We start from the raw sequence: 17,981 nt of genomic DNA, 5'->3' as shown, positions 1-17,981 counted from the left end.
TAACATAAGTAGTGGTATTCATTTGTTTATCTCTTCTGATTTTTTTATCTAACGCTGACTTACTAATAAATAGTTCAGTAGCCATTTTATCAATTGTAAGATTTGACTTAATGTTGCTTAAGATAATGTCATTCAATCTTTCGAAGAAATTTTTATTTTTTAGTTTGATCGTTACTTTAGCAAATGGATCAATTGTATTTCTTTTTATTAAGGTATTCTTAAATTGAAGAAAGTTTTTTACTTTTAAAATAAGTTCTTCAATTTTAAACGGTTTATTGATAAAATCATTAACGCCATTTTCAAGTTGTTTTAACTTCATTTCAAAAGTCATGTCTGCCGTAATAATCAAAAAAGGGATTTCATCATATTTTTTATGCTTTCTAATTTTTAGAAATAATTCTTCCCCGGTCATGATTGGCATCATTAAATCACAAACGATGATATCTGGCATTTTTTGTTCAAGATAATGATAGCCTTCTAACCCGTTTTGGCACCATTTAACTTCGTAGCCATTAAATTCTAACAATTCAGTAACTGTTTGACCTAATGAAATATCATCTTCAATTAATAGTATTTTTGGAATTTTTGTCTTCATAATGTAAAATTAGTTTTTTATTTTTTAAATTATGTATAATTTATTTTTATTTATTAACACACCTGAAGAGTGTTGGTGTAAAATAATATATGTTTGTAGTGCAAAATTCATCAAAATTGATGTGTATAACTTAATAAAAATAGTTTTTTTACACCTAAACTAATTTAGTCCCTAACTAAAATGAACCACTTATTAAAAGCAATTTCTGACGCTAACAATCATTTAATTAAAGAAAACAACATTAATAATGCGCTACAAGAATGCCTTAGTGCATTGGGTAGTAATATTTTAGTTGACCGATGCTACATTTTCAAAAACGAAATGAAAGATGGCTTTCTAATTCTGAATTATGAATTTGAATGGTGCAAAGAAAATGTAGAACCCTTTATAGGAAGCCCAGAATTGAGTGGATTACCTTATGATGCTTTTCCAGGACTTCTTGACACTTTAATTCAAAATTTACCGCTCTATGGTTTGGTAAATGAAATTGATAATGCTCTTTTTAAAGAGACAATGGAAATGCAAGGTATTCAATCGTATCTATTTACCCCAATTTTTTCAAATGACCGCTTTTGGGGTTGGATTGGATTTGATGATTGTGAAACAGAACGCATTTGGCAAGAAGAAGAGGTTAATGCGCTTCACACGGTGGCTAGAAATATTGGTATTCGATTAAATCAAGATAAAGTTTTATCCAAACTAGAAACAACATTAGACGAACTCAATTTCTATATGAAAAGCTCTAGCCAAGCGAAATGGGAATGGAATTTAAAAACAAATCATATTACTTATTCATACAACTGGTCCGAAATCTTGGGTTATACTATTGAAGAATTAGGCTCAAGTCTTGATGTTTGGAGATCAAAAGTACATCCAGATGATTATAATGAAATTGAACAACAACTATTTAATTATATATTTAAAAAAATTGATAAATATGATGGAGTAGTTCGAATCTTGCATAAAGACGGGCATTATGTTTGGATAAAATATTCTGGTATTATGCTAATGGATGCTAATGGAGCTCCAAAAAAAATAATTGGAACACATATTGATGTTAGCGAAATCAAAGAAAAAGAAATTGAATTAGCACAGCAAAGAAATGAGTATGACAACATGGTCAATAACTTAGCCGAAATTGTATTCAAAACAGACTTAAACGGAGATATACTTTTCTTAAATAAACAATGGGAAAAAATTACAGGTTATGCCATAGAAAATTGTATTGGCCAAAATATTTTTAACTATTTAAATGCCGTTGAAACTGATTTATTTGACCAAGAAATAAATGAATCAAAAGTCTTAGAATGTAATCTTATTGATTGCAAGGGTTCAAAAATTGGCGTTTTACTATTACTGAGTATTCCATTTGATATAAAAGATAATACAAAATTTGTACTTGGAAGTATAACCGACATTAATGACATCGTTACATTAAAAAATAAATTAGAAATTTCCGAACAAAAATATCGATTTATAGCTGAAAATACCTCTGACTTAGTTGTGCAACATCAATTTGATGGAATCATAAAATATATCTCAAATAACTGTGAACGTATTACAGGCTATAAACCAGAAGAAGCATTAGAACAAAACTTATGTCAATTTATTCATCCTGATGATATTAGAGATATGAGTGAAAAATATACCAATATTTTAAATTTAAAAAATGAAGCGGTAACCTTCCGATTTTTAAAAAAGAATCAGGAATATATATGGTTTGAAACTTCTGTAAAAATTATTGAAGACGCTTCAAAAAAGGTGATAGGTGTGCAAACTTCAAGTAGAGATGTTACCCAAAGACTTAAAGATCAAGAAGAAGTAAAGCGAGCCATAGAAAAACAGCGAGAGTTAAATGATTTAAAATCGGGATTTGTTACAATGGCTTCACATCAATTTAGAACACCACTTTCGGTTATTTATTCAAATATTGAACTGCTTCATTTAAAAATGAATAAACAAGTTAAAAAAGAAGATGTTCAAACAATTACCTCAAGAATAACATCAGAAGTAGACCGAATGACCGAATTAATGAATAATATTTTAATTTTTGGCGAAAACGAATCCAATAATTTAAAAATTGATATAAAGAAACTACACTTTAGTGATTTTATTGAAAAATTAATTGAAACGTATTTCAACAACGAAAAAGATGGTAGAAATTTAATGCTTGAAATTACTGGAATCGAAAGAGAAATTGAAACCGATGAACGTTTATTAATTCATATTTTGACCAATTTAATTTCGAATGCTTTTAAATATTCCAAAGACTGTGCTAATCCCGAGTTAAAAATTAACTTTATGGAAAACGGTTATAAAATCGAAGTTGTTGATTATGGTATCGGTATTTTACCTGAAGAAAATAAACATATGTTTAAATCGTTTTTTAGAGGAAGTAATACCGCAAATATAAAAGGTTCTGGACTTGGACTTATCGTTGCAAAACAATTTACAGAATTATTAAACGGAGCCATTTCTATCAATAGTTCAGACGAAAACACGGTTGTAGAACTTGAATTTCCATATCATCAGAAAAAATAAAAAAAATCACTTTTTTCTTTCAATTACATAATTTACCATTAAAACGAGTGCAATTTTATAGTCAGATTCCGGGAATTCTTCAAGCAATACTAGTGCTTCTTGTTGAAATTGAAGCATTTTTTGTTCAGCATATGTTAATCCGTTTTTATCTTTAACAAACTGAATTACAGCCGCAACGCGTTTTTTATCTTTATTATGGTTTTTTATTGAATTTATAATCCAGCTTTTCTCTTTTGGGGTACAATGATTTAAAGTATAAATCAAAGGCAATGTCATTTTTTGTTCTTTAATGTCAATCCCCGTGGGTTTACCAATAGCATCATCGGTATAATCAAATAAATCATCTTTAATTTGAAAAGCCATACCAATAAGTTCGCCAAATTTTCTCATTTTCTCCACAACTTCATGATCATTTGGAGCCACTGAACATGCACCAAGTGAACAACAAGCCGCGATTAATGTAGCCGTTTTTTGTCGAATTATTTCAAAATAAACAGCTTCAGTTATATCTAATCTTCGTGCTTTTTCTATTTGAAGTAATTCGCCTTCACTCATTTCGCGCACAGCAACCGATATAATTTTTAGTAAATCAAAATCATTATGATCAATAGATAGCAATAACCCTTTTGATAATAAATAATCGCCCACTAAAACCGCAATTTTATTTTTCCAAAGTGCATTTATCGAGAAAAAACCACGGCGTTTATTACTATCGTCCACAACATCGTCATGTACTAAAGTTGCGGTATGAATCAATTCAATTACCGATGCTCCGCGATACGTTCGTTCATTAACCTTTCCTTCAGCAATCATCTTAGCCGTTAAAAAAACAAACATCGGACGCATTTGTTTTCCTTTTCGGTTAACAATATAATGGGTAATTCTATTTAATAACGCCACTTTTGATGACATTGCGATACGGAATTTTTCTTCAAAAAGTTCCATTTCTTGAGCAATAGGCAGCTTTATTTCCTCGGTTATTTTCATCCGCACAAAGATACCATTCTATAAAGGATTAGAAAAATATTTTATCATTAAACCTTTTTTGTATTTTTGTGTCTAACTTTGAGAACATTAAACCAAAAAATATGAAAAATTTATTAAAATTATCCGCTGTATTTATGCTTTTAATAACTTATTCAAGTTGTGATAAAGACAATACAAATGACATGACATTGGCTCAACTAACTTCAGATGACGCCATTGTAAACGCTAAAATTGATCTTGCAAATGATGATATTGCAACAATTGCCGATCAATTATTTGATAATATTGACGCTACAACTTTAAATTATAGAGCTATTGAAAACAATGCTACTATTTTTTCAAATTGTGCTACAATCACTAGAGTGCCTGCTTTTGGAACCACACCTACTCCTGGAACTCAAGTAACAAAAACTATAGATTTTGGAACTACAGGTTGTACATTAAATAATGGTAATGTAGTAAGAGGAAAAATCATCATCACGTTTGTTTATCAGCCTAGTGCAACTTCGCATACTGTGACCTATACTTTTGATAATTTTTACCACAATAACATAAAATTTGTAGGAACTAAAACATTTACACGTTCTATGACTGCTGCAACTGCAACTTCGGCATCACACCCAATTGTAGTGATGCAATTAGAAATGACAATTACAATGCCTAATGGTGATGTATATACTCGTGTAGGATCAAGAACCAGAGAGTTAGTAGAAGGGTTTAATACGGAAAATATATTTTTAGATAATATTTACCGAATAACAGGAAGTTGGACAACAACCAATCAAAATGGGAACCAACATACTGCTACAATTACAGAACCGTTAATGGCAAAAATGAGTTGTATTGCAGTAAATAAACCTATTTTAGCTAGAGGAATTATAACATTCGTAAGAAACAATGTAACTTCTACGCTAAATTATGGAAATGGTGAGTGTGATAATTTAGCCGTTTTCACAATAAATGGAGTTTCTTTCACTATTATTATTGGAAATTAACTACATAAAAGTAATTAAAAAAGGGCTTAGTTAACTAAGCCCTTTTTTTATGATTTATTGGCCAACTGACCGCAAGCAGCATCGATATCTTTACCGCGGCTTCTTCTTACTTTTGCAACGATATTATTTTTTGCTAAAGCAGTTATGTAAGCATTAGTTGCTTCTTCAGATGCTTGTTGAAAAATTCCGTCGACTATTGGGTTATACTCTATTAGATTGACTTTACAAGGTACATATTTACAGAATTTTACTAATGCATCAATTGATTTCTTATCATCATTTATACCTTTCCAAACCACATATTCATAAGTAATCTTGCTTTTGGTTTTTCGATACCAATATTCCAAACTTTCACGTAAATCGGTTAACGGAAAATTCTTTGTAAAAGGCATGATTTCGTTTCTAATTTCCTCCACTGCCGAATGTAATGAAACCGCTAATTTGAATTTTACTTCATCATCAGCCATTTTTTTAATCATCTTTGGAATTCCAGAAGTAGAAACGGTAATTCGCTTTGGTGACATTCCTAAACCTTCAGTAGACGTAATCATATCAATGGCTTTCATTACGTTAGGATAATTCATCAAAGGTTCACCCATTCCCATAAAAACAATATTAGACAAAGGACGATCATAATATAAACGACTTTCATTATCAATGGCAGCTACTTGATCATAGATTTCTCCTGGCTCTAAGTTTCGCATACGTTTTAATCGAGCAGTAGCACAAAAATTACAATCTAAACTACACCCTACTTGCGAAGAAACACAAGCTGTGGTTCTAGTTTCTGTAGGAATTAAAACGGATTCCACAATTAAATCATCGTGCAACCGAACGGCATTTTTAACTGTTCCATCTTCGCTTCGCTGAATTGTATCTACTTTAATGTGATTGATGACAAAGTTAGCTTCTAACACAGCACGAGTTTCTTTAGAAACATTAGTCATGTCTTCAAAAGTATGTGCCCGTTTTTGCCATAACCATTCGTACACTTGATTGCCACGAAAAGCTTTATCGCCATTAGTAACAAAAAAATTACGCAATTGCTCCTTTGTAAGTGCTCGTATGTCCTTTTTCTCGATTTGCATGGTGCAAAAGTAATGATTTTAGAAATTAGAATTCAGAAATTAGAAATTAGAAGGATTGGAATTTGTATTTTTGTTTAAAATTTGATTTCATTATGCACTTTATATCCGAAGATTTAGAAGATTATGTGGCTAATCATTCAGAAAACGAACCTGAATTACTAGCTCAACTGAATAAAGAAACCCATCAGAAAATTCTACAACCTAGAATGCTAAGTGGTCATTTTCAAGGAAGGGTGTTAAGTATGCTTTCAAAAATAATTCAACCAACACATATTCTTGAAATTGGCACGTATACAGGTTATGCTGCTTTATGCTTAGCAGAAGGTTTGCCAGAAAACGGCACTTTAGACACTATTGATATCGAGGAAGAATTAGTTGATTTTCAGAAAAAATATTTTGATGCTTCACCATGGAAAAACCAAATTATTCAGCATTTAGGCGATGCGATTGATATCATACCTACTTTGAACAAAAAATTTGATTTGGTGTTTATTGATGCTGATAAAGAAAACTACATTAATTATTTTCATTTAATAGTTCCAATGATGAACAAAGGCGGTATTATCTTATCGGATAATGTCTTGTGGAGCGGAAAAGTATTAGAAGAAGTAAAGGCTAACGACACTACTACGCAAATTTTGTTAGACTATAATAAACTTTTAAAAGAAGACCCAAGAGTAGAAACGGTGTTGTTACCCATTCGAGATGGGTTGACGGTTACTCGGATTTTGTAGTTTTCTGTCGCAGTTTTCAGTTTTTTGATTACCAATTATACTTATTGGAAAAATGGTTGTAGATTTTATAAAATACAAAACCAGAAATCGCTCCAAATAAATATCCTGTTAAAATATCACCCGGAAAATGTAATCCTAAATAAATTCGGCTATAAGCAAAAATTATGGGAAACAAGAATAACAAATAAGTGTGTTTGTAAAATTTTCTGATAATTAAAAAAATAAACATCGTTGACGCCATTGAATTAGAAGCATGACCTGAAAAAAAGCTAAAGGTATCACTGTCTTTCACAACTCTGATTAAGCCTATCAAAGCCTCATCATTACAAGGACGAATGCGTTGAAAATAATTTTTAACTAGGTTTGTAATTTGGTCCGTAAATGTAATTAGAACTGCTATAAACAATACAATAATACCTAAATTTTTCCAACCTAGTTTTCGTTGTAATAAATAAAAAACAGCAACAAAAAAAGGTGTCCAGTGCAATTGTTTGGTAATAATTAGCCAAAAAGCATCAAAAGGTTCGCTTCCTAAATTGTTCAAAAAAACGAATAGTTCTTTATCTAAGTTTATTAGTTCTTCCAAAATTATGATTGTCTTTTTATAGGTCCCGTTATATTTTCAATGTCTTCTTTTACTTTTTCAATTGGATTTTCAATACCTAAATCAATATTTTCAACAGGATTTGTCATTTGATTGATTTCTGTTTTGGCTTTATTAATCTCCTTTGAAATGCCTCCAGTAATTGAATCTATATCCATTCCGTTATCACGGGCTCCTTTTTGAATTTCGCTTTTGATTTCATTAGTTGCGTTTTTTAGCTGTGCCATGGTTTTTCCTAAAAACCGAGCAATATCTGGAATCTCTTTTGATCCAAACAGCATCAGTACAACTACTAGAATTAGTAATAATTCACCTATTCCATCAAACATAAATAACAATTTTAGTATGCAAATTTACAAAAGAAATGCGACTATTTCTTTCGAAATATCTAAAAAAAGGCTATCCGAAGATAGCCTTTATAAATTTATTTTTTTTCTAACGTATCAAATTTTGATTGCATTTCGGCTTTAGGCCAAAAGTTATTAGTTACATCAATATCTGCTGTTTCTAATTTTGGATCCAATTGAATTTTGATAACTTTTATCTCAGTTGCAAAAACTCGTTTTGCGGTGACATTATTTTTTCTCCAAATTTGAGCTGGAAAAACTTTAGTTTCACTAGTTCCGTCTTCAAACTGAAGTTGAACAATAATAGGCATTGTCAATCCGCCTGGTTTATCAAATTCGACTTCATAGAAAAACTTAGGCGATTTTAATGCGCTTATTTCTTCAGCTGTGTAATTTTTGTTTAAATAATCCGTCAAAGCCTGAACCTTTGTTCTATCAAAACCATTTTTCAATTCAGGTTTAAAATCTGTTGAACCTTCTAAAACCATTTTAAACATAGACTGACCTTCTCCAATTTTTCTTCCGCGTCTATTAAATTGTTGTTGTGCTTCTTTTGGATCTTGCTCCACTACATAAAATTGTTTCACATCTTTGATACCAATATCGGTAAAATCTGTTGAATAAAACCAACCTCTCCAAAACCAATCTAAATCTACAGCCGAAGCATCTTCCATTGTTCTGAAGAAATCTTCTGGTGTTGGATGTTTAAATTTCCAACGATTTGCATAGGTTTTGAACGCATGATCAAACAACTCACGACCCATAATTGTTTCTCTTAAAATATTTAATCCAGTTGCTGGTTTACCATAAGCATTTGCACCAAAATTGTATATACTTTCAGAATTAGACATAATTGGTTCTAAATACTGTTGGTTTCCTTTCATGTAAGGAACAATTTTTGAAGCTGGACCTCTCTCTAATGGGAAATTTGGATCAAAAGAAGATTCAGTTAAAAACTCTAAAAACGTATTTAATCCTTCATCCATCCATGTCCATTGTCTTTCATCTGAATTAACAATCATTGGGAAGAAATTGTGCCCTACTTCGTGAATAATAACACCCAACATACCATATTTTACTCTATTGCTTACAAATCCTTTTTCATCTGGACGGCCATAATTCCAGCAAATCATTGGATATTCCATACCTTGGTCTTCTGCAGAAACAGAAACCGCTTTTGGATACGGATAATCAAATGTATGATGTGAATAGGTTTTTAAAGTGTGTGCAACCGCTTTTGTTGATAAATCTCCCCAAAGTGGATTTGCTTCTTTTGGATAAATAGAAATAGCCAAAGGTTTATTGGTTGGTAAATCAACCGCCATGGCATCAATTATAAATTTTCTTGAGGTTGAGAAACCAAAATCACGAACATTTTGTGCTTTAAATTTCCAAGTTTTTTTCTGGTCAGAAAAACTACTTTCCTTTGCGATAGCTTCTTCTTGAGTTACAATGACAACTGGTTTATCAAATGTATTTTCAGCTAATTCCCATCGTTTCACTTGAGCTGATGTAAACACTTCATTTCTATTTTGTAATACTCCTGTAGCTTCCATTACGTGATCAGCAGGAACAGTAATATTTACCTCATAATCTCCAAAAGTTAATGCAAACTCTCCTCTTCCCCAAAATTGCATATTTTGCCATCCTTCAACATCACTGTAAACAGCCATCCTTGGGAAAAACTGCGCCATTACATATAAACGATTTCCGTCGGGAAACTGCTCGTAACCAGAACGTCCATTATTAACTTGTTCCTGATAATTTACAATATTATACCACCATTTGATTGAAAAAGTAACTTTTTCCCCATTTTTTAAAGGTTTTGCTAAATCAATACGCATCATGGTTTGATTGACGGTATATTTCATAGCATTTCCTTTTGAATCTTTTACATATTCGATATTAAAACCCCCTTGAAAAGGTGCTTCAATGAATTTTTTTGCAAATCCATCAGAGGTGATTGATTTATTTAACGATTCACTATCAGCTAGTGGTGTTTTAGAATCGGGTCTTTCGATATTCTGATCCAATTGTACCCATAAATATTCTAACGACTCTGGTGCATTGTTGTGATAAGTAATGGTTTCTGAACCGTATAATTTTTTGTTTTTATCATCCAATTCCAAGTTCATTTTATAATCTGCTTTTTGCTGATAATAAGCTGGTCCGGGAGCACCCGAAGCAGTTCTAAACATATTTGGCGTTGCCATTTCATCATACATTTGACGAAATTTATTCTCATCATAATGTCCTGATTCACGTTTTTTTTCTTCTGGCTTTACCTCTTGAGCAAAAGTTCCGAAATGAACTGTTAAAGTTAAAAAAGCACTTAATAAAATTAATTTTTTCATGGCATACGGTTTGTTTTAATAGTCGATTTTTTCTTGAAACACAGTATTAGTCAATAAAAAGCTTTTTTTGTTACTATTAATATTAGTATGAACAATATTTTGCTGATCTTGAAATGTTTCGGTTAATAATGAATTATAAATTTCGAAGGTATTTATTTTTTTTGAAATAGCAATTTTTGTATATATTAATAACACATCACCTTCTACTTCTTTTGCTAAATATTCGATTACTTGTGGTTTTTTATTGATCGAAATTTTGATTTTTTCCTTAACATATGTTTTTATCCATTCTTCCGCTTCTGGAAGCTCGTTGGAAGAAGTAATGTTCGGTTTTCTTTGATGTTTTTTGGTCAGGGCTTTTTCTAAATCATCAATAAAAATTCTGGAAGTAATTTCTATTCTTTTTTTATTCGGCACATAATCTATTTGTGTTACCGAAACATAAAATTTATGCAGCACGAAAGAACTACAAACGATCAAACAAAAAACCAATAACCCTATCTTAAACTTGTTTTTCATCTGGTAAAAATAGTAATTATTCTTTTTGATTTTGCTTTTTGAATTCGGCAGCTTTTTGAATTAAATATTCTATTAATTTCAACTCGTTTTCTGGCTTTAATAAGGGTGATAATTCATACACATTTAATTCAGAAAAACCCATAAACATGGGAATATCTTCGTTTTTAATTTTTAAAGTTTCCACAAAAAAATTGTGCGAAAAACGTTCAAATAGATGATCTGAATACGATTTTGATTGTAAAGCTTTAATTCGCCTTTCTTCAAAAACTCTTTTGGAATTGCTTTTTGAAAGAGAAGGTTTTATAAACAAACTGACTAAACCTGCACCAATGGCAAGAAAATTAAAATTGGAACCGTTTGGAGCTAAAATAGTTGGCATTGCAGTATTTACAGGTGCACCAGATCTAACATCGTCTTCATAATGCATGACTTTTTTTGCATCTATTGCTGCAAAACCATCGCCATAAACTTGAATTCGTTTAGTGTCTTCGGTTAAATTTCCTGAAAGTGTATAAGGTGTTATTATCAATTCGTCTAATTCAGTGATTTTAACATGCAATCTTATTTCGAGCTCTTCTTTCCAAAAATCTTTTTGGGTTAAAATGTATTTTTGTGAGACAAAAGAAGAACCTTCAAAAAAAAGTGTATCGGTAGCTCTTGCTCGTATTGAAAATTTTCCGTCAATATCTGTTTTTGCACCCACATTTGATGAAATATTATGCACCGAAATATTTTCAACATCAAATGAATCGACAACAATTATTCCGCGAAGAACTTTGCGTTCGATGCCTTGTGAAAATAGTTGGTGACCTAAAAATAGACTTAGAATAACTAAAAATAATGTTTTCATAGCTGTTAATTAAATTCCATCAAAAACCTTGTAATTCTCGATACTTTGTGGCTAACTCCGATAAAATAAATGTAGCCATTGTATAATTTTTTAATCTCATTGCTTCTGCAAATCGATTATTTTCAGCAGTATAATACATAAATCCGTCCACATATTCTTCCGGAATTTTTAATGTATTTATAATGTATTCTTTATCATATTTGTTAGCTAGTTTAACTTGAAGTCTTTCTTTTTTTTCTACAACTAATTCTTTTTTCAGCATATTTGTTCTGCCGCTTATTGCATTTAACAATCCATCAACACTCATTCCTCCTAATGGAATTAATAACGGACTGTACCAATGAAGTTCTTCCGCTGTTCTAACTTTTCGTTCTGCGGGCGTATATGTTATTTGATTGGCCGGAACAATTCCAAGTGAAACAGCATTAATACTTTTATAATCGATAATTGCAAGTTCTTTTAGTTCGGTGCGATTAAGTGGCATGGGAATAAAAACAAGATTTTCACCAAAATCTTTTTCTTTAATTATATGCATAGTTGCTTTCAAATTAAAAGCACTAAACATTAAAGTATCATTTTGTCTCCCATTGATTGAAAAATAACCACCTCGGTATGAATATGTTTCCTGTTTTGAAGAAATATTTTTTATCAACACTCCCTCGATATCTGTTGCATCCGATACAATTTTACCTTTAAACGCCATTTGATTCTGTGAAAAACCACAAAATGAAAACAGTATTAATAAGTGCCAAAGGAGTCGTTGCATTATTATAATTTGAATATTTTTGTAAATATACCTATTAGACCACCAAAATAAATCATAAAAAGATGATAAACTTATGTTAATACAAAGCATTACTTTTGCAAAAAAAGGATTATGAAAAATATAATTATAGCCAGTACCTCAACATTACATAATGGAGAATATCTTGAGTATCTCTTGCCTGAATTGAACGTTTTATTTGAAAAATGTTCTGAAATACTTTTCATACCCTATGCACGTCCTAGCGGAATATCACACGACAATTACACAAAAAAAGTAGCTGAAGCATTTACTAAAATTTCAAAAACAATAAAAGGAATTCACGATTTTGAAAATCCAATTGAAGCCATTGAAAAGGCACAAGGTATTTTTATTGGTGGAGGAAATACTTTTTTGTTGGTGAGCCAATTGTATAAAAACAATAGTATTGAAGCTCTAGAAAAAGCAGTTAAAAACGGAACTCCTTATTTAGGAACTAGTGCAGGAAGCAACATCTGTGGTTTAACGATGAGTACTACCAATGATATGCCTATCGTTTATCCACCAAGTTTTAGAACATTAGCATTTGTATCCTTTAATATAAATCCGCATTATTTAGATCCTATCGTGGGTTCAACGCACATGGGAGAAACGCGCGAAACCAGAATTAATGAGTTTCATCAATTTAATCCTCAACCCGTTATTGGTCTTAGAGAAGGAAGTTGGTTAGCCGTAAATGGCGATTCTATCAAATTAAAAGGTAGTTTAACCGCTAGAATTTTTAAAAGAAATGAAAAGCCAATAGAAGTTGATCCTGAAACAGAATTGAATGATTTAAAATAAAAAAAGCCTTGCAATTGCAAGGCTTTTTTTTGAGCGGAAGACGAGGCTCGAACTCGCGACAACCAGCTTGGAAGGCTGGAGCTCTACCAACTGAGCTACTTCCGCAGGTGATAATTTTTAAAACTTTATCTTGTTTTTGAGCGGAAGACGAGGCTCGAACTCGCGACAACCAGCTTGGAAGGCTGGAGCTCTACCAACTGAGCTACTTCCGCATTACAAAAAAGCAATCAAATACTTATTTTGTGGGTGCAAATATACTTTAAAAGTTTTCTGAATTGCAAATTTTTATGCACATTTTTTAATTTCATTTATCATAAATTTGTAGTGAAACCTTGTGTTCTTGTTAATACATTAAAAAATAAACAGTTAGCAGTTAAAATGATTAAAGAAATCCAATCATCGGAGACCTATTTAGTTCGGCAAGAAGTGTTGCGCAAAGGCAAACCCATAGAAACGTGTTATTTTGAAGGAGATGATGCAGAAACTACAATGCATTTTGGAATTGAACTCAATGAAAAAATAATCGGAATAGTTTCTGTATATCAAGTAAATAGCCAACTTTTTGATATTGAAAATCAATTTCAAATTAGAGGTATGGCTGTTTTAAATGAATTTCAAGGCAACGGATTTGGATCACAACTTTTAGCCGAAGCTGAAAATTATTGCACCTCACAAAAAGCAAGTGTAATATGGTTTAATGCTCGTGAAAAAGCAGTTCCTTTTTATAAAAAAAGCGGGTATCAAACCAAAGGTGATTCATTTGAAATTCCTGAGGTTGGCATACATTTTATAATGTTTAAGATAAACTAAAATCGATAAACCAATAAAAATGTGTGTTTTTGTCGAAATATGTTGCATTTCGTCGATTATTTTTCAAAAAGTGAAACATTTTATCAATAAAGTAGTCTATTAAAAGAACTGCTTACATTTGCGGTACAATTCCTCAAATATGACAAAAAAAATAGGTTTACTACTGTTACTATCCATTGGAAATTTCTTTTTTTCATTTTCTCAGATCAAAAAAAGCATTACTACAAATAGAATTTCAAAAAACATTACAATTGATGCCGAATTTGATGAAAACGAATGGAAAAACGCAGCCATTGCTTCTGATTTCATAATGTTTGAACCTGATAATGGTAAGGCTGTTGATGCTAAGAAAAAAACGGAAGTTAGAATTTTGTATGATGATGAAGCAATTTATGTAGCTGCATTACTATATGATGATGAGCCTTCCAAAATAATGAAAGAAATTACTGAGCGAGATGATTTTGGTACCACAGATGCTTTTGGAATTTTTATAAACGGATACAACGATGGTCAACAAGATTTTCGATTTTTTGTAACAGCAGCTGGAGGTCAATTAGATTGTTTAGCAACAGAACAAATAGGAGAAGATTTTTCTTGGAATGCCATTTGGAGTAGTAAAGTAAAAATAACCTCATTCGGCTGGGCAGTAGAAATGAAAATACCCTATGCCGCTTTACGATTTTCTTCAGAAAGTGAACAAACTTGGGGATTAAACTTTGTTAGAGAAATTAAACGAGAACGACGCATTTATACTTGGACACATGTAGATTCAAAAATTGGTGCTGTGATTCAACAAGCAGGAATATTAGAAGGCATCAAAAATATTAAAACCCCTACTCGTTTATTTTTAATTCCTTATTCATCTTTTTATTTAAATGCGGGTGAAACTCAAAAGACAAAGGGCGAATTTAAAGGTGGTTTAGATGTTAAATACGGAATTAATGATGCGTTTACTCTAGATGCGATTTTAGTTCCCGATTTTGGCCAAACAAAATTTGACAATGTGGTTTTAAATTTAGGCCCATTTGAACAGCAATTTAATGAAAATCGTCCTTTTTTTACTGAAGGAACTGATCTGTTTAGTAAAGGTGACTTATTATATTCTAGACGTATTGGTCAAACACCAGATTTCAACCCTGTTCTTTCAAATGATGAATATATTGAAAAATATCCTAGCGCAATCAGTTTATTAAATGCCATGAAAATATCAGGTAGAAATAAGGATGGTTTAGGCATAGGTTTTTTAAATGCCGTGACTGAAAAAACAACCGCCTCTGCTATAAATTCAAATGACAATTCAACACGGGCGGTTACGGTTTCTCCATTAACTAATTATAATGTCACCGTTTTTGATCAACGCTTTAACCAAAATTCATCGGTAACTTTTATCAATACAAATGTTACAAGAAATGGAAGTTTTAGAGATGCTAATGTTACTGGTTTACTTTTTGATTTAAACAATAAAACAAATAAGTATAATGTGTCTGGCGGATTAAAATCGAGTAGCATTCATGATGTAAAAAACACCAACGGAATTAGTGCTTCATTAGATCTAGCAGAAACTAGCGGTAAATTTAGATACAGCATTGGAGGCGAATATATTTCAAAAGATTTTGACAATAATGACTTGGGAATTAATTTTAGAACAAACTACTATTCTTTGTACAGCAATGTAAATTATCGTATACTAAATCCAAATAAAGTATTTAACACGTTTAGAATAAGCCTTGGATCTTACTTAGAATTTTACAAACCTACAAATCAAGTACAATCGAGTAATTTCAATATAAATCTAAATTCGACGAATAAAAAGAATCATTATTTTGGGGGCGGAATCAATGTAAATCCTTTTGAAAATTATGATTATTATGAACCTCGAGTAGAAAATCGCTATTTTGTGAATCCAAAAAATGCAGGTGGTTATTTCTATTTTTCGTCCAATTATAATAACAAATTTGCAATCGATTTAAATCCTTACATTACTCATGTACTTAATGAAAATAGATATGAAGCAGGAATAAACATCAGGCCTAGATATCGTTTTAATGATCAATTTTCATTAGTGTATAGCTTTGATTATTTTAGACAGCAAAACGACATTGGTTTTATTGATTTTGAAAATAGTGATATCATTTTTGCGCGAAGAGACAGAAATACGTATACGAATTCGCTAACCAGTAAATTTTCAATTAGCAGTGTGATGAACTTTAATTTATCGGTTAGACATTATTGGTCTCTTGCTGAAAATAATCAAATAAGCACATTAAATTCAGATGGAAGTTTAACGCCAAATTCATCGTATGCTACTAATAAAAATTCAAACTTCAGTACCTGGAATTTAGATTTATCCTATTCTTGGTGGTTTGCACCGGGTAGTCAAATGTCAGTTTTATACAGAAATAATGCGGCAACATTTAATCGCACGATAAATAAAAATTTTGAATCCAACTTCTCAAATTTATTTGATAACAATTTGAATCACGTTGTGTCGATAAGCGTTCGTTATTTTATCGATTATAATCAGGCAAAAAAATGGGTTAAAAAAGGGTAATTTGCGTAATCGATTTCGTAAATTTACTACTTCATCTCTCTTAAAAACTCACCAATTGCTTATCTTTGTACAAATACAAAGTCATGAACAAAAAAGTAATTTTAATGATTCTAGACGGTTGGGGGAAATCGCCCGATCCAAAAGTTTCTGCTATTGATAATGCACACACGCCTTTTATTGACGGATTATATACTCAATATCCAAATGCACAATTAAGAACCGATGGTTTAAATGTAGGTTTACCCGAAGGTCAAATGGGAAATTCTGAAGTAGGTCACATGAATTTAGGCGCTGGCCGTATTGTGTATCAAGACTTAGCTAAACTTAATTTGGCCGTTGAACACAAAACCATGAGTCAAGAAATGCCTTTAAAAGCTGCTTTTGAATATGCTATAAAAAACAATAAAGCTGTACATTTTTTAGGCTTAGTTTCAGACGGAGGTGTACATTCGCATTCTTCACATTTAAGAGGTTTAATTGATGCTGCCCAAGAAAGTGGTGTTCAAAAAATGTTTGTGCATGCGTTTACTGATGGACGTGACGTGGATCCAAAATCAGGAATTAAGTACATTGCTGATTTAGAAAATTATTTAACAAATACCCGAGCAAAATTAGCTTCAGTAATTGGAAGGTATTATGCAATGGATCGAGATAAACGATGGGAACGAGTAAAATTAGCGTACGATTTAGTTGTTCATGCTGCCGGAACGCACTCAAAAAATGCTGTTGCAAGTATCAATGAAAGTTATATAAAAGAGGTTACTGATGAGTTTTTACAACCTTTAGTAATGGTTGACAAAAATAACCAACCATTAGCAACCATACATGAAGATGATGTTGTGATTTTTTTCAACTTTAGAACCGATAGAGGGAGAGAATTAACCGAAGTACTTTCGCAAAAAGACTTCCCTGAATTCGATATGCATAAACTGAATTTGTATTATGTTACCATGACTAATTATGACGAAACTTACCAAAACGTTCATGTAATTTATGACAAAGATAATATTACCGAAACACTGGGAGAAGTTTTAGAAAAAGCAGGAAAAACACAAATTAGAATTGCAGAAACTGAGAAATATCCTCACGTTACTTTTTTCTTTTCGGGTGGCCGCGAAGCTCCTTTTGTGGGTGAAACTCGAATTTTGAAAAATTCACCAAAAGTAGCAACATATGACCTACAACCCGAAATGAGTGCTTTTGAACTCAAAGATGCTTTGGTCACAGAATTGAAAAAAGGCACAGTTGATTTTGTGTGTTTAAATTTTGCCAATGGCGATATGGTAGGACACACGGGCGTTATGGAAGCCGCCATAAAAGCCTGTGAAGCAGTTGATGTTTGTGTAAAAGGAGTGGTTGAAACTGCATTAGAAAATAATTACACTACCATAATCATTGCCGATCATGGAAATTGTGAAACT

Annotated in this window: 16 protein-coding genes and 2 tRNA genes; 7 read left to right on the top strand and 11 right to left on the bottom strand. The window is 31.6% G+C overall.

Annotation, left to right across the window (positions count from 1 at the left end; translation table 11 throughout):
- On the bottom strand, nt 1-595 hold a 595-nt coding region (locus ACIQZC_RS03370), incomplete at its 3' end, for a response regulator transcription factor (protein ID WP_396137828.1).
- Nucleotides 596-775: 180 nt separating this feature from the next.
- Between ACIQZC_RS03370 and ACIQZC_RS03365 the strand changes: the two genes are divergently transcribed.
- The gene (locus ACIQZC_RS03365; protein ID WP_396137827.1) at nt 776-3,136 is read left to right on the top strand and encodes a PAS domain S-box protein; all 2,361 of its coding nucleotides are present in this window, start codon (nt 776-778) and stop codon (nt 3,134-3,136) included.
- A 6-nt stretch (nt 3,137-3,142) separates the two neighbouring features.
- On the opposite strand, the gene ACIQZC_RS03360 is transcribed toward ACIQZC_RS03365, so the two are convergent.
- On the bottom strand, nt 3,143-4,123 hold the full coding sequence (locus ACIQZC_RS03360; protein WP_396137826.1) for a polyprenyl synthetase family protein: 981 nt from the start codon (nt 4,121-4,123) through the stop codon (nt 3,143-3,145).
- 101 nt (nt 4,124-4,224) lie between these two features.
- On the opposite strand from ACIQZC_RS03360, the gene ACIQZC_RS03355 reads away from it, so the two are divergent.
- Nucleotides 4,225-5,118, top strand: coding sequence for a hypothetical protein (locus ACIQZC_RS03355; RefSeq protein WP_396137825.1), 894 nt, complete (start codon nt 4,225-4,227; stop codon nt 5,116-5,118).
- 47 nt (nt 5,119-5,165) lie between these two features.
- Here the strand turns inward: ACIQZC_RS03355 and rlmN are convergent, their stop codons facing one another.
- Nucleotides 5,166-6,206, bottom strand: a complete 1,041-nt coding sequence (gene rlmN / locus ACIQZC_RS03350; RefSeq protein ID WP_396137824.1) for a 23S rRNA (adenine(2503)-C(2))-methyltransferase RlmN — start codon at nt 6,204-6,206, stop codon at nt 5,166-5,168.
- A 92-nt stretch (nt 6,207-6,298) separates the two neighbouring features.
- On the opposite strand from rlmN, the gene ACIQZC_RS03345 reads away from it, so the two are divergent.
- Nucleotides 6,299-6,940, top strand: coding sequence for an O-methyltransferase (locus tag ACIQZC_RS03345; RefSeq protein WP_396137823.1), 642 nt, complete (start codon nt 6,299-6,301; stop codon nt 6,938-6,940).
- Between the two features lie 28 nt (nt 6,941-6,968).
- On the opposite strand, the gene ACIQZC_RS03340 is transcribed toward ACIQZC_RS03345, so the two are convergent.
- The 6 genes from ACIQZC_RS03340 to ACIQZC_RS03315 all read right to left on the bottom strand — a co-directional run bounded on the left by ACIQZC_RS03340 (nt 6,969) and on the right by ACIQZC_RS03315 (nt 12,380).
- Nucleotides 6,969-7,529, bottom strand: coding sequence for a phosphatase PAP2 family protein (locus ACIQZC_RS03340; protein ID WP_396137829.1), 561 nt, complete (start codon nt 7,527-7,529; stop codon nt 6,969-6,971).
- The gene (locus ACIQZC_RS03335; protein WP_396137822.1) at nt 7,529-7,873 is read right to left on the bottom strand and encodes a twin-arginine translocase TatA/TatE family subunit; all 345 of its coding nucleotides are present in this window, start codon (nt 7,871-7,873) and stop codon (nt 7,529-7,531) included. The genes ACIQZC_RS03340 and ACIQZC_RS03335 overlap by 1 nt, the downstream gene beginning before the upstream one ends.
- Before the next feature lie 95 nt (nt 7,874-7,968).
- A complete protein-coding gene (locus ACIQZC_RS03330) occupies nt 7,969-10,245 on the bottom strand; it encodes a M1 family metallopeptidase (RefSeq protein ID WP_396137821.1) in 2,277 nt (758 codons plus the stop codon).
- A 15-nt stretch (nt 10,246-10,260) separates the two neighbouring features.
- Nucleotides 10,261-10,704 carry a DUF6702 family protein gene (locus tag ACIQZC_RS03325; protein ID WP_396137820.1) on the bottom strand — a complete coding sequence of 148 codons (444 nt, stop codon included), beginning with the start codon at nt 10,702-10,704 and terminating at the stop codon, nt 10,261-10,263.
- 76 nt (nt 10,705-10,780) lie between these two features.
- On the bottom strand, nt 10,781-11,614 hold the full coding sequence (locus ACIQZC_RS03320; RefSeq protein WP_396137819.1) for a hypothetical protein: 834 nt from the start codon (nt 11,612-11,614) through the stop codon (nt 10,781-10,783).
- Between the two features lie 19 nt (nt 11,615-11,633).
- Nucleotides 11,634-12,380 (bottom strand): hypothetical protein, encoded by a 747-nt coding sequence (locus ACIQZC_RS03315; protein ID WP_396137818.1) that lies wholly within the window; start codon nt 12,378-12,380, stop codon nt 11,634-11,636.
- Between the two features lie 111 nt (nt 12,381-12,491).
- Between ACIQZC_RS03315 and pepE the strand changes: the two genes are divergently transcribed.
- Nucleotides 12,492-13,199: a dipeptidase PepE gene (gene pepE / locus ACIQZC_RS03310; protein WP_396137817.1), complete on the top strand. Its 708-nt coding sequence runs from the start codon at nt 12,492-12,494 to the stop codon at nt 13,197-13,199.
- Between the two features lie 32 nt (nt 13,200-13,231).
- Here the strand turns inward: pepE and ACIQZC_RS03305 are convergent.
- Together ACIQZC_RS03305 and ACIQZC_RS03300 are read right to left on the bottom strand one after the other, a co-directional pair.
- Nucleotides 13,232-13,304: transfer RNA gene (locus tag ACIQZC_RS03305), tRNA-Gly, on the bottom strand.
- 34 nt (nt 13,305-13,338) lie between these two features.
- Nucleotides 13,339-13,411, bottom strand: a tRNA-Gly gene (locus ACIQZC_RS03300).
- A gap of 166 nt (nt 13,412-13,577) precedes the next feature.
- Here ACIQZC_RS03300 and ACIQZC_RS03295 point away from each other — a divergent pair.
- The 3 genes from ACIQZC_RS03295 to gpmI all read left to right on the top strand — a co-directional run.
- A complete protein-coding gene (locus ACIQZC_RS03295) occupies nt 13,578-14,009 on the top strand; it encodes a GNAT family N-acetyltransferase (protein ID WP_396137816.1) in 432 nt (143 codons plus the stop codon).
- 139 nt (nt 14,010-14,148) lie between these two features.
- Nucleotides 14,149-16,560 carry a DUF5916 domain-containing protein gene (locus tag ACIQZC_RS03290; RefSeq protein WP_396137815.1) on the top strand — a complete coding sequence of 804 codons (2,412 nt, stop codon included), beginning with the start codon at nt 14,149-14,151 and terminating at the stop codon, nt 16,558-16,560.
- 83 nt (nt 16,561-16,643) lie between these two features.
- On the top strand, nt 16,644-17,981 hold a 1,338-nt coding region (gpmI, locus tag ACIQZC_RS03285), incomplete at its 3' end, for a 2,3-bisphosphoglycerate-independent phosphoglycerate mutase (protein WP_396137814.1).

The sequence above is a fragment of the Flavobacterium sp. genome (genome assembly GCF_044338735.1).
Lineage (GTDB): Bacteria > Bacteroidota > Bacteroidia > Flavobacteriales > Flavobacteriaceae > Flavobacterium.
This window is presented reverse-complemented; position numbering and strand designations above follow the sequence as displayed.

What these genes read in the sequence shown, in the direction of transcription:
- ACIQZC_RS03365 (WP_396137827.1), top strand. Translation starts at nt 776, where the DNA reads ATGAACCACTTATTAAAAGCAATTTCTGACGCTAACAATCATTTAATT.
- ACIQZC_RS03360 (WP_396137826.1), bottom strand. Translation starts at nt 4,123, where the DNA reads ATGAAAATAACCGAGGAAATAAAGCTGCCTATTGCTCAAGAAATGGAA.
- ACIQZC_RS03355 (WP_396137825.1), top strand. Translation starts at nt 4,225, where the DNA reads ATGAAAAATTTATTAAAATTATCCGCTGTATTTATGCTTTTAATAACT.
- rlmN (WP_396137824.1), bottom strand. Translation starts at nt 6,206, where the DNA reads ATGCAAATCGAGAAAAAGGACATACGAGCACTTACAAAGGAGCAATTG.
- ACIQZC_RS03345 (WP_396137823.1), top strand. Translation starts at nt 6,299, where the DNA reads ATGCACTTTATATCCGAAGATTTAGAAGATTATGTGGCTAATCATTCA.
- ACIQZC_RS03335 (WP_396137822.1), bottom strand. Translation starts at nt 7,873, where the DNA reads ATGTTTGATGGAATAGGTGAATTATTACTAATTCTAGTAGTTGTACTG.
- ACIQZC_RS03330 (WP_396137821.1), bottom strand. Translation starts at nt 10,245, where the DNA reads ATGAAAAAATTAATTTTATTAAGTGCTTTTTTAACTTTAACAGTTCAT.
- ACIQZC_RS03320 (WP_396137819.1), bottom strand. Translation starts at nt 11,614, where the DNA reads ATGAAAACATTATTTTTAGTTATTCTAAGTCTATTTTTAGGTCACCAA.
- ACIQZC_RS03315 (WP_396137818.1), bottom strand. Translation starts at nt 12,380, where the DNA reads ATGCAACGACTCCTTTGGCACTTATTAATACTGTTTTCATTTTGTGGT.
- pepE (WP_396137817.1), top strand. Translation starts at nt 12,492, where the DNA reads ATGAAAAATATAATTATAGCCAGTACCTCAACATTACATAATGGAGAA.
- ACIQZC_RS03295 (WP_396137816.1), top strand. Translation starts at nt 13,578, where the DNA reads ATGATTAAAGAAATCCAATCATCGGAGACCTATTTAGTTCGGCAAGAA.
- ACIQZC_RS03290 (WP_396137815.1), top strand. Translation starts at nt 14,149, where the DNA reads ATGACAAAAAAAATAGGTTTACTACTGTTACTATCCATTGGAAATTTC.